Annotated in this window: 10 protein-coding genes; 5 read left to right on the top strand and 5 right to left on the bottom strand. The window is 44.0% G+C overall.

The window, feature by feature from the left end:
* Positions 1-156 precede the first annotated feature (156 nt).
* The 5 genes from purE to QZT26_RS12205 all read left to right on the top strand — a co-directional run bounded on the left by purE (position 157) and on the right by QZT26_RS12205 (position 7,042).
* Positions 157-663 (top strand): 5-(carboxyamino)imidazole ribonucleotide mutase, encoded by a 507-nt coding sequence (purE, locus tag QZT26_RS12225; protein WP_295102455.1) that lies wholly within the window; start codon positions 157-159, stop codon positions 661-663.
* 239 nt (positions 664-902) lie between these two features.
* Positions 903-1,676 carry an AAA family ATPase gene (locus QZT26_RS12220; RefSeq protein WP_099324594.1) on the top strand — a complete coding sequence of 258 codons (774 nt, stop codon included), beginning with the start codon at positions 903-905 and terminating at the stop codon, positions 1,674-1,676.
* 199 nt (positions 1,677-1,875) lie between these two features.
* Positions 1,876-3,837, top strand: coding sequence for an anaerobic carbon-monoxide dehydrogenase catalytic subunit (cooS, locus tag QZT26_RS12215; RefSeq protein WP_295102453.1), 1,962 nt, complete (start codon positions 1,876-1,878; stop codon positions 3,835-3,837).
* Between the two features lie 29 nt (positions 3,838-3,866).
* Positions 3,867-6,050, top strand: a complete 2,184-nt coding sequence (acsB, locus tag QZT26_RS12210; RefSeq protein WP_099324592.1) for an acetyl-CoA decarbonylase/synthase complex subunit alpha/beta — start codon at positions 3,867-3,869, stop codon at positions 6,048-6,050.
* A gap of 365 nt (positions 6,051-6,415) precedes the next feature.
* Positions 6,416-7,042 carry an ATP-dependent Clp protease proteolytic subunit gene (locus tag QZT26_RS12205; protein ID WP_099324591.1) on the top strand — a complete coding sequence of 209 codons (627 nt, stop codon included), beginning with the start codon at positions 6,416-6,418 and terminating at the stop codon, positions 7,040-7,042.
* 738 nt (positions 7,043-7,780) lie between these two features.
* Here the strand turns inward: QZT26_RS12205 and QZT26_RS12200 are convergent.
* The 5 genes from QZT26_RS12200 to acsC all read right to left on the bottom strand — a co-directional run bounded on the left by QZT26_RS12200 (position 7,781) and on the right by acsC (position 14,030).
* A complete protein-coding gene (locus QZT26_RS12200) occupies positions 7,781-8,566 on the bottom strand; it encodes a dihydropteroate synthase (RefSeq protein WP_099324586.1) in 786 nt (261 codons plus the stop codon).
* A 31-nt stretch (positions 8,567-8,597) separates the two neighbouring features.
* Positions 8,598-9,554, bottom strand: a complete 957-nt coding sequence (locus QZT26_RS12195; RefSeq protein ID WP_099324587.1) for an acetyl-CoA decarbonylase/synthase complex subunit delta — start codon at positions 9,552-9,554, stop codon at positions 8,598-8,600.
* Positions 9,555-9,739: 185 nt separating this feature from the next.
* The gene (locus QZT26_RS12190; protein WP_099324588.1) at positions 9,740-10,510 is read right to left on the bottom strand and encodes a carbon monoxide dehydrogenase accessory protein CooC; all 771 of its coding nucleotides are present in this window, start codon (positions 10,508-10,510) and stop codon (positions 9,740-9,742) included.
* A gap of 14 nt (positions 10,511-10,524) precedes the next feature.
* Positions 10,525-12,459 (bottom strand): ASKHA domain-containing protein, encoded by a 1,935-nt coding sequence (locus tag QZT26_RS12185; RefSeq protein WP_099324589.1) that lies wholly within the window; start codon positions 12,457-12,459, stop codon positions 10,525-10,527.
* Positions 12,460-12,689: 230 nt separating this feature from the next.
* Complete coding sequence (gene acsC, locus QZT26_RS12180; RefSeq protein ID WP_099324590.1) at positions 12,690-14,030, bottom strand: acetyl-CoA decarbonylase/synthase complex subunit gamma; 1,341 nt, start codon at positions 14,028-14,030, stop codon at positions 12,690-12,692.
* Between the last annotated feature and the right edge of the window lie 516 nt (positions 14,031-14,546).

Genomic DNA, 14,546 nt, shown 5'->3' with positions numbered 1-14,546 from the left:
CGATTATATTTTTATTTCAGAGATATAGCAGCGATTGTATATATGCTTCACCAGTATATGAATGAAACAACCCTGACAGGGTTTGGAACCCTGTCAGGGTTAAACGGTGAGGGTATTCAAATACATTGATTTACCGGTTTTTTGGGCGGATAAATTATGAAAATGAAAAAGATTGGTATAGTAATGGGTAGTGATTCAGACGTGCCAATAATTAAAGAGGCTGTACAAACGTTAAGAGAATTTGGATTGGATTTCGATGTAAATGTCATATCTGCCCATCGTTCACCGGAACGTGCCCATTCTTATGCTTTGGAAGCCGAAAAAAAATACGAAGTAATCATTGTTGGGGCGGGGGGGGCTGCACATCTGGCAGGGGTAATTGCCAGCCTGACGCCTGTTCCTGTTATCGGAATTCCTATGCCAACGCCAGAATTGGGAGGTTTGGATTCGCTTCTTTCTACCGTACAAATGCCATCTGGCGTCCCCGTTTCTACCATGGGTATTGGAAAGGCAGGGGCAATTAACGCCGCAATACTGGCAATACAGATATTAAGTGTTGCGAATCCGGCTTTGAGGCAAAAAATAGTTATGTATAAAAAGCAACTCTCTGATGCTGTTTCCAGGAAAGATCAGGGGTTGAGGGCAAAGCTGGGTCTGGAGTAGTTGTCATGTTCCATGAAAGTATTATGAAGAATAAAGATTTATAAAAAACTTAAACTATAAATAGTAACCCGGCGGTTATTTCAGTAATTTTGCTTGGTAATTAAACAGATAATTTGCTAAAATTAATGCTGTAGTGATTTCTAATATGTAATTGTTGCATATTAGTGCGTTTGGTATTCAGTATCTGAGGCTTTGTTTCTTTGATGAAGATCCATTTTCGCAGAGTATGAGGAAGGTATATGAAAATTGCGATATCAGGGAAGGGAGGGGTGGGAAAAACGACTTTCGTTGCGGCATTGGCGAAGGTGTTTAAAGAAGCCGGAAAGAAAGTCATTGCCATTGATGCTGATCCGGTATCTAACCTGGCGGTGACGCTTGGTTTTATGAAGGGGTCTGAAATAATCCCCATCAGCCAGATGAAGGACTTGATAAAAGAACGTACGGGCGCATCAGATGAGTATGGTAAATTTTTTAAATTAAACCCCACTGTTTCTGATTTACCGGAAAAACTTTCTCTGGAACATGAGGGCATCAAGCTAATGGTATTGGGCGCCATAAAGCATGGTGGCAGCGGATGCGCCTGCCCGGAAAGTGCGTTTTTGAGAACACTGCTTAGCCATTTGATAGTGCAAAGAGACGAGGTCGTCCTTGTAGATATGGAAGCAGGCGTGGAACATTTGGGGCGGGCCACCGTAAAAGCCGTAGATGTATTGATCGTAATAGTAGAACCTGGTTCTAAAAGTATACAAACGGCGTTTCAGGTAAAAAAACTGGCTGAAGATATCGGTCTTACCTCTGTTTATGCGGTGGGTAATAAAGTAGCTTCCGAAGAGCATAAGGCTTTCATTCAAAATGGACTTGATGGTATTCCCCTTTTGGGGTTTATTTCATATGATGAGAAAATACTCGAATCTGATATTAAGGGAATAGCCGCTTTCGCGGAAAACAACAAATTGTTAGAAGAAATCTGCCAAATTAAAAACAAGTTAGAGGAGATTGTTAAAGAGAAGTAAAAAAAGTAGTGTTCTTTTAACTTGATTTCAATATATGAACAATTATAATTAATGTTTCTATCTTCTTTATCAGGGAGATGAAATAGATAGTAGGCGTTTCTTCGGCAACTTCTCAATAAGTTGAGAAGTTAGGCCCTTTACATAATATTACTAGGGCCTGACGGTAATTTTTCACAAATAAAATATTGGAGGATGTGTCATGGAAGATAAACAAAAGACAACAGACCAAATAATGCTTGATAAAATGCGTGAATCGAAGATTGAGACTATGTATGACAGATACAAGGCTCAGCAGCCGCAATGCGGCTATGGAAGCCTTGCTCTATGTTGCAGACATTGCAACTACGGACCATGCAATATAGATCCGTTTGGCCCTGGTCCTAAAAGAGGCATTTGCGGTGCAGATGCAAATACTTTTGCCGCAAGGCATTTCCTTCGTATGAGTGCTGCGGGAACTGCGTGCCATTCTGATCATGGACGTGCGGTTGCCCATCTTTTAGTTGCAACGGCAAGGGGCGAGGCCCCCGGTTACCGCATAAAAGATGTAGAAAAACTTAAAATGATTGCCGAGTGTTTTGATATTAAAACCAAGGACAGGGAAATAAACGAAATTGCCGAAGAAGTTGGAGAGATGGCATTAATGGAGTTCGGAAAACCTTACGGAACGCTTTTGTTTCTCAAACGTGCCCCTGCGGCACGCCAAAAGATATGGGAAAAATTAGGAATTGCATCCAGGGCTATTGACCGGGAGGTCACAGAAAGCATGCACCGTACCGGCATGGGTGGAGACCAGGATTACAGGAATCTTACAAAGCAGGCGATGCGTGTATCTCTTGCAGATGGCTGGGGCGGTAGTATGATTGCCACCGAACTTCAGGACATTCTGTTTGGAACTCCTAAGCCGGTACAGGGAAGAGCAAACCTTGGCGTGTTGAAGAAGGATTACGTAAATATCGTTGTTCACGGACACGAGCCTCAGCTTGCGGAAGCAATTGTTATGGCTTCCACTGGCCCCGATATCGAAAAAGCAGTGGCGGCAGTGGGCGCAAAAGGCATTGTGATTGCCGGTCTCTGTTGTACCGCAAACGAGCTTCTTGTTCGGCATGGCATCCCAATGGCGGGACACATGACGATGCAGGAGGGGGCAATGGCAACCGGGGTTGTGGAGGTGATGGTTGTTGATATCCAATGCGTAATGCAGGCGCTTGCGGAAACGGCAAAACATTTCCACACAAAGCTCGTCACTACATTATCCAAAGCAAAAATCTCCGGTGCGGAACACGTTGAATTTGAAGATGAAAATGCATTGGAGTCCGCCAAAAAAATAATCCTTATGGCCATCGGTAATTACAAAAATCGTGATAAAAAAAAGGTGTTTATCCCGGACGCTTCCGAACCTAACCTTATTGCAGGATTTAGCCATGAAACAATTAAATATATGCTTGGGGGAAGGTTTAGGGCAAGTTACCGGCCTTTAAATGATAATATCATCAACGGAAGGATCCGGGGCGTTGTTGGGATTGCAGGCTGTACAAGCCCGAAAGCCGGAGAATGCACACAATCGTATGTTGATTTGGCGAAGGAACTCATTGCAAACAATATCCTGGTTGTTGCAACCGGTTGTGCCGCAGGACAATGCGCCTCCGGCGGTCTGATGCTCCCCGAATTAAAAGATCAGTGCGGGGCGGGATTAAAAGAGGTTTGCGAGGCGGTCGGCATACCACCAGTCCTGCATTCCGGCGCCTGTGTGGATAACAGCCGCATTCTTATTGCCTGTTCTGAAATGGCAAAAGAGGGCGGCCTGGGGAATGATATCAGCGACCTCCCCGTAGCAGGGGCATGTCTGGAGTGGATGAGCGAAAAGGCTATCGCTATCGGGCAGTTTTTGGTAGCTTCCGGAATTTATACTGTATTCGGTATGAATTCCCCGGTTGCCGGTGCGCCTGACTTGCAAAACCTGCTCACAAAGGAATTGGAAGAACAGGTAGGCGCAAGATGGGATTTCCAGCAGGATATAAAAAAAATCGGCAAGATGTTGATGTACCATATCGAAATGAAAAGAGAGGCTCTTGGTATAAACGTAAAGAAAGAAAGGAAGCTTTACGATATGGCGGAACGAAGAGCGTTGGAGCAGGAATGTAAACCTGCCGGGCATCATTAAAAAAAAATGGATTAAAGGGGCGTTGTTCTATGTCAAAGATAATTTGTTCTGCCGCAATACGCGGAGCATATCAGATCGTGGATAAGGCGGATAAAAAACTTACCGAAGCAATTGAACAAAAAGGGAGAGATTGTAAAGTCGAATTTCCTAATACCGCGTATTATCTGCCTATCATATATGCCATGACGGGTATTCCCGTTAAAACACTGGAAGATTGTGTTCACATAATAGGTATGGCAAGGAGCATGCTGCCTCCGCTGCCTGCGGAAAAACACTGGGTTCCTTATTTGGGACATACGCTGGATGCCGGCATGGCGACTCTCTTTGCTGAAGAAGTCTACGAGGTTTGCAAATACCTGATAGGGCCTCCGCCTGTTGATGGAATTTGGCTGGGCGCCGCGGACGATATTATTATGCGTGAAAGAGGAATTGAGTTTGTGGACGGCACTGCGCCTGGATTTGCCGCAATTGTAGGCTGCGCTCCCGACGCCGATACCGCAGTGAAAATCGCAAGGGAACTTCAGGAAAAGAATCTGTATGTATTCATGCAATCGGACAATTTAGGAATTTCGTTTGCCGAACAACTGGAAGAAAAAGGGGTACAAATGGGATGGGACACACGTCTGGTGCCTTTTGGAAAAGAAACATCCGCTGCCGTGTATTCGCTGGGATTTGCAAACAGGGCAGCCCTTTCATTCGGAAACGTACCTCCGGGTGAGGCGCGCAGGAATCTCCTTTATAATAAAAACCGCATTTTTGCCTTTGTTCTGGCGCTGGGAACTGCAGTGACCGATGAACAATATGCAAATGCCGCCGGGGCTATCAACTATGGCTTCCCGACCATCACCAATATTGACATACCTGAAATTTTGCCTACGGGAGTCTGCACCTATGAACACGTAGTATCAAGGGTGCCTGTTGATAAAATTGTGGATAGATGCATCGAGGTGCGAGGGCTTAAGATTTCCATCCACAAGGTCGATATTCCGGTAGCATACGGGCCGGCCTTCGAGGGGGAGCGCATCAGAAAAGATGACATGCAGATAGAAATTGGTGGACCTGGTGTGCCCGCCTTTGAATTTGTTTGCACAAAGGAAGCAGATGAAGTGGAAGACGGCAAAATACAGGTAATAGGGCCGGATCTCGACGATATGCCACAAGGGCCAGGCGTATCTATCGGTATTGTTGCAGAGGTTACAGGCAGAAAGATGCAACCTGATTTTGAACCCATTTTTGAACGTCAGATGCATCGTTTTCTTGGTGAGGCGCAGGGTATTTTCCATATGGGACAGAGGGATATTATTCGGCACCGTATAAGCAAAGACGCATTTAAGGCCGGTTTGCGGCTGAAACATATCGGGAAAATCATTCATGCTAAATTTCACGGAGAATTTGGTGCCATTATTGATAAGGTACAGGTAACCCTGTATACAAAAAAAGAAGACGTGGAAGGGAAATTAAAAGAGGTACGCGCCGCATTTGCAGAGCGTGATGCGCGGTTAGGGGATATGACGGATGATTCTGTAAATCTCTTTTACAGTTGTACGCTTTGCCAGAGTTTTGCGCCATCACATGTCTGTATTGTTACCCCTGAACGGTCTGGTTTGTGCGGTTCCGTGAGCTGGCTTGACGGGAAAGCGGGTTATGAAATAAACCCAACAGGTCCCAACCAGCCCATAGAAAAAAGAAAGGTGATTGACGACAGACTGGGTCAGTGGGACGGCACAAACGAATTTTTATATAGCAGTTCTAATCGGGCGCTGGAAAAGGTCAGTTTATACAGCATTATGACTGATCCTATGACAAGCTGCGGATGCTTCGAATGTATTTCTGCAATGCTGCCCATGGCAAATGGGATTATGGTGGTAGACCGTGATTTTACGGAAATGACCCCAAGCGGCATGAAGTTTTCCACAATGGCAGGCACTGTAGGCGGTGGTCTCCAAACTCCGGGGTTTATGGGGCACAGCAAATTTTATTTGGGAAGCAAAAAGTTTATTTCCGCCGACGGGGGTTTGGCAAGGGTAGTGTGGATGCCGAAGGCATTAAAAGAAGAACTTTCGGAACAGCTTGAAAAGGCGTCAAAAGAAATGGATTTGGAGAATTTTCTGGATAAAATAGCCGATGAGACTGTAGCCCAGACGGAAGAAGAAGTAGTGGAATATATGCAAAAAATAAACCACCCTGCCTTATCCATGGATCCAATGTTCTGAGAACCCCCCATCTTTGCAGAGACGCATTACATGCGTCTGGAAACTGCTAATTAACAAACCCGTTCCTAGCCCCTCACAATAGGGACATGTCTGATTCCCCTCCAGGGAAGGGTTAGGGATGGGTGAAAATGAATGCCGTTGGGCTTTGTCTTTTTAAAACCCAGCCTATTAAAGCATATCCAGGTGGATTCAGGTTTGCAACCCATGCGTTTATTTGAATAATGGGGCTATGCACTGCGGCTCGCTGTTTTATTAAAAAAACCGCCTAAAGCCTGAACCCGCGAATGTAGTTTACAGCAATTTTATTATTCAACAGAGAGTGGAATTAAATTATTTTTTACAGGATTTTATCGTGGAGTGAATGTATGATTTTTGAAATGCCATTTTTAAACACCAGGGGTGATAGCGAAGAGGAGAAAGAAGAGAAAGAAGAAAAAAAACGTGGCGGTGGAGATTTAATTGCAAGATTGCTTAAGACACGCACGATTATTGTTACGGATGAAGTAAATAAAAAAATGGCAGAGAGGGTCATAACGCAACTATTACTCCTCGAGGCGGATAATGACGAAGATATCAGGGTATTCATTAATTCTCCGGGCGGAGATGCCGACGCCGGTTTTGCGATGTACGACATGCTGCGTTTTGTTAAACCGAAAATTAAGGCTATTTGCTCGGGGGTAGTTGCCAGTGCGGCGGTCATTATTCTTTTAGGAGCAAAAAAAGAGGATCGGTATAGTTTGCCAAGTTCGCGCATACTTATCCATCAACCTTCCACCGGTATTCATGGAACTGCATCGGATCTTCAAATCGAGGCAACCGAAATACTGAAATGCAGGGAAAAAATGAATCGTATGATTTCCGTAGAAACCGGTCAACCGATAGGGAAAGTAGAGACAGACACAAAGAGGAATTTTTGGATGTCTGCCGAAGAAGCTTGTCAGTATGGTTTGGTCAATAAAATTATATCCTCCAGCGATGACTTAAAAGTATAAAGATAGAGTGCCTTAATCAGTAATTTCATTGCATCTTTTGGCAAAATATTTGTACGAATCCTCTACCTTACCTCCTCCAGAAGGGAGGAGAATGTTCCCCGCTGGCGGGGGGTGCAGTCTGGAAGTTGTTTCGTTTCGGCTATGTCTGTTTAGGCAGGATAATTGTAACTATTCAGCGTAAACATTACACGACTCCCGGCGGGTTCAGGTTTGTAACCCAATGTCATTAAGTTAAGCAACCTGCCAGAAAAGTTCCCCTTAATAAAGGGGGAAAAGGGGGTTGTTTTTAATAAAATAATTCTTAATACCTTAGTTATTTGAAAAATCCAAGGGGATATAAAAAACAATGTAGCCCCTTTAGGGGCGGTCTGTTTGTAGCGCAATAAAATTCAACAGGTAAATAGCTCCGTAGGAGCGGCCTGTATATGATTGACAGGAAGACAGGCCGCTCCTGATTATAGAGACAGGTTTCAAACCTGTCTCTACGATCTGTTATGGTATCCTATCTACAAACAGGTTGCTCCTACGGAGCTTATCGGCAATACGCTTTTTTTAAAAACCAAAGTGTTACAATAATTCTTAACTTAATGACATTGGTTTGCAACCTGAACCCATAGTTTATTTGGCGAATAGCGCTCTATGTATTTAAAATGGCTAAAATCCCCCTACTGACAGTAATGCTGCAAACCCGAACCCGTCTGGAGGTACGAGGTACAAATCCCAAATCGTACCACCCTACTATTTCCTGAATGCGGTAAGGTAGGAATCGCTGTAAACATTTTTGTTCATAATAATCTCTGCTGTAATTGCAGCATCCATCAGGTCATTATCAAGGACGTCCATCAGTGCGGCATTTAACCCATATGCGATTCCCATAGTCAGGAAGGTGCGGGCAAGAAGTTTTTTTTCTTTTGTACCCTGAGAAAAATTGCTCAATCCCACGTTCCTCTGAGGCGCCGGGTCTGAGATCATTTGTATTTGGCTGAAAATATCAAACATGAGTGCTGGTTGTTTCTGGTCTACATTGATGGGAAACAATACCGGGTCAATCAGGATTTTTTCCATGGGAAAATTATGTTCAACGGCCTTCTCTACAATCTGCATTACAAATTCCATACGCTTCTCCACGTCCTGCGGAATGCCGTGTTTATCCATGGTAAGGCATATTAAAGAGGCGTTATAGTCCTTTGCTATGCCCATGTATTTATCCAGTTCTTCCGGATCGCTCTTTGTTGAATTGATTAATACATCATTTTTTACTACCGACAAACCGGCTTCCACTATGTCCCACTTTTGACTGTCAATGGCAATAGGAGTTTTTACGGTATCCTGAATAACCTCAATCAGCCATTTCATGGCGTCTACCGGGTCAGTTGCAGCAGGCCCCACATTCACATCCAGATACGTGGCACCTGCTTCCGTCTGCTTTTTTGCCAGTTCCTGTATCGCTTTCGGATCTTTATTTTTAATACTCTCCCTCACGTCTTTAAACATACCATTAATACGTTCGCCGATAGAAATCATCGAATGTTTTCCCCTTTTTAAAATCGTAATTTTAGTATAAACGGTCAATACATTTTTTCACTGCGGCTACGGCCTTCGGGTGATTCATGCGGATAATATCAACCCCGGACTGCAAAAGGCTTGTTGCGGTAATCGTTTCCCACATGGGGCCTCTTTCCTCACGTGGCCCCCATTGAGGAGCATCTTTATCGTCGGATTTTGCTTCTTTTGCCCGCCATGCTTCATGGCCAACGTCACAAATTACCGGCATTGCCATTAATTTATCTCCGGTTAAGGCGGCGATTCTTTCACGCTCTTGTATAGAATACGTGTATTCCATACCGTATCCCAATGCGCCCGTTGTCTGGAACATGACGATGCGCTTGAGTGGAAAATCCATTTCAGAGACAAGGATGTTTACCTGTTTCGCAATATTAATATCTACCGGCGAGAGTGTTATAATGCTATGCCCGTCCGCAAGACAGGTAACGGTAAGCGTTTTGTAATTATCCTGAGTTACTACCCCTATCAGGCAATTTTCTCCTTTTAATGCCTGGCTCACCTTTGGCAAAATCTCATTATCTTTTTCATCATGTTCGCAACCCCAGATGATTAAGGGAACTCCGACGGCGGCAAGGATAGACTTTGCGACGTCCACGGTTTCTGCCGCAGATTTGTTTCCTTTATCCGGATGGATGCCTTCCAGTTTCAAACAGATTAAGTCCGCTCCATACTCTACGCACTTTTTTGCCCATTGTGCGGGGTTGTCCAGGACGTCCGCAAAAGGTTTTTTTAACGTTTCAGGCCAGTCGTCGGGCGATATATCGTAAACATCCATTGCAATTACCGGTTTGTGTCCCTTGCTGCCGTCAAAATCCATAAAAGGAATGCATTTTGAGCCGCCGATAGTAACCGTTTTTTCTCTTGTTCCCCCCTCTTCTTTTGTTGCTCCGATGGTAATTTCGTTTACGCTACTTGTCCATTTTTCAGCTACATTTGGTATTTCCATGAATCGTTCTCCTACTTATCCAGGTCTAACGTACCTTGTAAATCTAAATTATGTTCTCACGAGTAGGGTGGATTAAGCAACAGCGAATCCACCTTTTTCGTTATTATTGGTGGATTCGTCGCGAAAAGGCCGCGCCTTAATCCACCCTACAAATGATAAAATCATATTTTGCCGGCAGCGCCTTTTTAAAGCACGGTTGCGGGCAAATGTTGCCGTAAAAAATCTCCCAATTTCCGATAAAATTTACTCTCCCGTGAGATTTCAAAGACGGAGACTCCACAAGCCGCAGAATTGTATATTTCCTGATCGAATGGGAATATGGCAGAAACTTTAATCCCCAGGCTATCCAGTTTCTGCTGCATATTTTCATGAATACCCTCTTCAGGCACGCGGTTTAACACGCAAAATTTTTCCTTAATCGTTATTGGTAGGGATTCTGCCAGTTTAATGATACGCTGCATGGTCAAGGCACCTACAATAGTAGGTTCGCCGACGATCATCAGAAAATCAATATTATTTGTTGTCCTGCGTGAAAGATGTTCCATCCCCGCCTCGTTGTCCAGCACAACAAAAGGATAGGTAGTTCCTACTTTATCAAGATATTTTCGCAGGAGATTGTTAACATAACAATAGCATTTTGGCCCCTCGGGCCTGCCCATGGTCAAAAGGTCAAATTTGTCTCTTTCGACAATCGATTCCTCGATACAATATTCTATGTATCTGTCCTTCGACATGCCCGCAGGAAACTCCGCTTTTTTTTCAATAATATCTTCCCGTATGTCCGCAACAGTGCTGTCGATGTGCAGACCAAGCAATGGTCCCAGGGAAGAGTTAGGGTCCGCGTCAATTGCTGAAACGGTCTTTTTTAATTCTTCGGTGATGTATCGTATGATAAGCGCGGAGATAGTAGACTTCCCCGTACCACCTTTTCCTGCAACTGCAATGTTATATGCCATGATATGGATCTCCTTTATTTTTTACTCACCATTAATTCTTCTGCCACGGAGGGGAATTTTTCAATATTCGTGTGAGGAAGAAAGTTTGCCGATACATATTCTTCCATGTATTTATTGTTGCTCATCAGATCAATATAGGTCATTTTCGTACCGATTTCTTTTGCAACTTCGTGGGCCTCCGCGGAGAATAAGGTCATTTTCGCACCGATTATTGAAGTGTTACCGACAAAATGTACTTTTGCGATCTCAATATCAGGGAGCATGCCAATGGTAACGGCACTTTTCGCATCCAGATAGCTTCCGAACCCGCCGGCGAGGTACACCTGTTCGATACTTTCCACGTCCATTCCCATAGATTCCAGTAAGGTGGAAATCGCGGAATAAATAGCCGCTTTGGACCGGATAAGGTTCTGTATATCCGCCTGCGTAATAATGATGTCTTTCTTTTTTGCCGTTTCTTTCCTGTCTACAAGGAGAAATTCCTGTCCGTTATCCGTAGACCGTAATCTTTCCGTTTTTATCCCTTTTTGAAAATTCCCCGTCCGGTCAATGACGCCGCTTCTTACCAGATTTGCCAGGCATTCCAATAACCCGGAGCCGCAAATTCCGGAGGGAGGGGCGTCACCGATTGTTTTGTACATTACGTCAAAGTCCGGTGTAATGGTTATTTTTTCAATGGCGCCTTTTGCTGCACGCATACCACAGGAAATTCCGCTGCCTTCAAAAGACGGGCCGGCGGACGCGGAACAGCATACAAGCCAGTCCTTGTTTCCCAGCACAATTTCACCATTAGTGCCGATATCTATCAGCAGTGATAATGCCTCCGCCTTATCCAATCTTATGGATAAAACGCCGGCAGATATGTCTCCGCCGACATAAGCCCCAACGCAGGGCAGCGTGTAAAGCAGGCCATGACTGTTAATCCTGACGTCGATTTCACTTGCCCTTATTGGCGCAATAATATTGACAACAGGAAGATACGGTTCCTTTCTTATATTAGTCGGGTCAAGGCCCATGAGAAAATGAGTCATTACCGTATTGCCTGCGCAAACGACGGCATTGACATTGTGGATATTCAGGGTATTCCTTTTCACCAGCGTGGATATGAGGTGGTTAACATCCTCTGTCAGCATTTCGTGCATCATTTCCATCGCATTATTTTGGGCAGCATACATAATTCTCTGGATGTAATCGTCACCGTACTTGATCTGTGAATTATAGGTGGCTTCGGCGTCAATGGTTTCCGTTGTGGACAAATTAATCAGATGTGCTACTACTGTTGTTGTTCCAATGTCAACAGCTATCCCATAATTGTTTGCGCTTACGTCACCCGGCTGCACCTCGATTATTTCAAATAATGGGCATCTGTTTGCCAGGGTTACTGTTATCTTCCAGTCGCTGCTTCTTAGCAGCGCCGGCAATTGCTTTAAAACAGCGAGGTGTATGGATAATTTTTCCGCAGAAATAGTTGTTTCCGAGGAAATGCCCTGGCAGAGCCTTTCATAATCCGCCATGTTGTCGTCCATGGTTGGACGCGGCAATTCAAGATATATCTTATTTATCAACGGGGCATGTTTAAACTGTTCTACTCCCGGATTAATGGCCGCCTGAGAACCGGAAAACAGCATATTATCCCCTACCAGTATCCGGCTCTTGTCCAGCCGTGACTCTTCGGGAATAAATACTTCAAGGTTATCATCTATTAATGTTTTGCATGCAAGCACATATCCTTTTTCTGCTTCTTCTACAGAAATATGGGAGGAAGGCCGCCTTTGTGTTTTCCCGGACTGAAGAATTACCTTACATTTGCCGCAGGTGCCATCCCCTCCGCACAAGGCATTAATAAAGAGATCGCCTTTGTATGAGGCATCAAGCACCGTCTTTCCCGGTTCTATTTCAACAGTTATATCATTAGGGAGAAAATGTATTGTATAGTGTGAATCTTCCATGCTATTTCCACGGCTTTTTATAGCCAAAAGTATATGATTTTCTAAAAAATTTAGTACGGTATATTGATACTGAACATCTTGGATGAACGATTTTAGATTTTAGATTTTTTTGATCTGTGTAATCGTTCGACTGAGCTCACGACGAAGTCAGTGAAATATGTGGTTTCCTTTTTTTATTAATTTATGATTTACAATTTGGAATTTTAAAGCGTAAATCGAACCTCGAACCTCTAATTATGCCACTCGGTCTTCAGGTAAGAGGGTATTCCTGAGGCTTCTCTAGGTCCTACAAGTATTTCCCACCCAAGGGTTTCCTGCAATTTTCCAGACATTGCAGCAACAAGCCCGGGAATAATCAACTTCTTGTGTTTCACCTTAGAGGCCACCTGTGCAGCCTCCATGGCCTTTGCTACCGTTTTATCATTTAACTTGTCGCCCGAATAAGCGGTCAGCACCGAAGTGCCTCCCGTATCAACGGACAGTATGTATGCGGGAACACGACTCGCCTCAACCTCTCCTAATACGGTATAATAAGTAAGAGAGAAATTGGTAGTGAAGATAACCGGTGAATCTTCTTTCACATCGCCTATACCATACAGCTTTGGTTCGACCTGTATTGGCTTTTGCGGGTCGGTATATAAATTTGTTCTGACGGTAAGCAACGGCATAATGCCCCATGGTTCACAATGATCCACCACCACAATGCCAGCGTATTTCGCCACATATGTTGCGGCTAACGAAATTTCCATGAACGGGTCTTCTTCTGAAACAAGCGTAATGGCGGGGTATCCGATGGCACGAAAGTTTTTCTTAAGGGCTGCGCGTCTTATTTTTGTTAATTTTTGCAATACATCCCTGGGATTATCACCGCTCACATCAAGGACAATCTCTTCCACGCCTGCTTTTTTTGCGCATTCGGCAAGGTCTGCAAGCTCTTCAAGAGTAGGGGCGGTCACCGTCATCGGGCATTTATTTTCTACCGCTAATGCCGCCATCGATGCACAATTTTGCGCATTTGCTCCGTGCAGCAAGGGTCTTTTCTCCGCGCAATTAGCGAGGGCAGATTTCATATTATCTACGGAGGTGCTGCTTAATATAATACAATGGTGGGAACCTTCGCTTATTTTTTTTGCTGCATCGGCAAATTTTTCCGGCGTATTGCTTTTATTAATGAGTGTTATCAGATCAATTTCGATCTCAGTGCCAACCCTTGAAACCTTCATATTGTTAATTTTTTTCAGGCGTTCGTCGAATGCTTCATTGCTCAAATCGTCACAAATAGTAATCCCTATGCCGGTGGGATGATAAAATTTTTCATCATGCCGGAATAGGACGTTTTCTTCGCCTACCTGCACCTTTTTGCCGTTTGCTCCAATGGTTACCAGTTTTATCGGGGGAGCCGAAGCGGCGCCTAACGTATTTTTAGCCTCTTCACTTACGTCAGGGCAATCCGAGAGATTTGCCTTCTTTTGCGCCAGTTGCATGGCAAAGGCAAGGCACGTAGGCCTCCCACATTTTTTGCAATTTGTTTTTGGAAGCAGCTTATAAATATCCAGTCCGGTTAAAGCCATTCGTCAACATCCTTTCGATAAAGAAGTTAGCAATTTTTTTTATATAAAAAAAATACCCCTTTGCCATTATGTAATATATAAGGAAAAGGGGTAAATATTCTATACATGATTATTTAAAATATCAAGTAATTATCCGTAACTATTCAGCGTAATCTATTAAACTACCGAAGCACAACTCGTTCTCAAACCTTGTACTGAACATAGTGAAGTATCTGTTTGGGAACGTAATGGCGATGGAAACTACATTCGCGGGTTCAGGTTACAAACCAATGTCATTAAGTTAAGAATTATTGTAACACTTTGGTTTTAAAAAAAAACGTATTACCGATAAGCTCCGTAGGAGCAACCTGTTTATAGTAGATAGGATACCATAACAGATATTAGTTCCGTCAGGAGCGGCCTGTCTTCCTGTCAATCATATACAGGCCGCTCCTACGGAGCTATTTACCTGTTGAATTTTATTGCGCTACAAACAGACCGCCCCTAAAGGGGCTACATTGTTTTTTATATCCCCTT

Origin of the sequence: uncultured Candidatus Kuenenia sp., assembly GCF_900696675.1 — a bacterium.
Taxonomy (GTDB): Bacteria; Planctomycetota; Brocadiia; order Brocadiales; family Brocadiaceae; genus Kuenenia; species Kuenenia stuttgartiensis_A.
This window is presented reverse-complemented; position numbering and strand designations above follow the sequence as displayed.

What these genes read in the sequence shown, in the direction of transcription:
- acsC (WP_099324590.1), bottom strand. Translation starts at nt 14,030, where the DNA reads ATGGCTTTAACCGGACTGGATATTTATAAGCTGCTTCCAAAAACAAAT.
- cooS (WP_295102453.1), top strand. Translation starts at nt 1,876, where the DNA reads ATGGAAGATAAACAAAAGACAACAGACCAAATAATGCTTGATAAAATG.
- QZT26_RS12190 (WP_099324588.1), bottom strand. Translation starts at nt 10,510, where the DNA reads ATGGCATATAACATTGCAGTTGCAGGAAAAGGTGGTACGGGGAAGTCT.
- acsB (WP_099324592.1), top strand. Translation starts at nt 3,867, where the DNA reads ATGTCAAAGATAATTTGTTCTGCCGCAATACGCGGAGCATATCAGATC.
- QZT26_RS12205 (WP_099324591.1), top strand. Translation starts at nt 6,416, where the DNA reads ATGATTTTTGAAATGCCATTTTTAAACACCAGGGGTGATAGCGAAGAG.
- QZT26_RS12185 (WP_099324589.1), bottom strand. Translation starts at nt 12,459, where the DNA reads ATGGAAGATTCACACTATACAATACATTTTCTCCCTAATGATATAACT.
- purE (WP_295102455.1), top strand. Translation starts at nt 157, where the DNA reads ATGAAAATGAAAAAGATTGGTATAGTAATGGGTAGTGATTCAGACGTG.
- QZT26_RS12220 (WP_099324594.1), top strand. Translation starts at nt 903, where the DNA reads ATGAAAATTGCGATATCAGGGAAGGGAGGGGTGGGAAAAACGACTTTC.
- QZT26_RS12195 (WP_099324587.1), bottom strand. Translation starts at nt 9,554, where the DNA reads ATGGAAATACCAAATGTAGCTGAAAAATGGACAAGTAGCGTAAACGAA.
- QZT26_RS12200 (WP_099324586.1), bottom strand. Translation starts at nt 8,566, where the DNA reads ATGATTTCTATCGGCGAACGTATTAATGGTATGTTTAAAGACGTGAGG.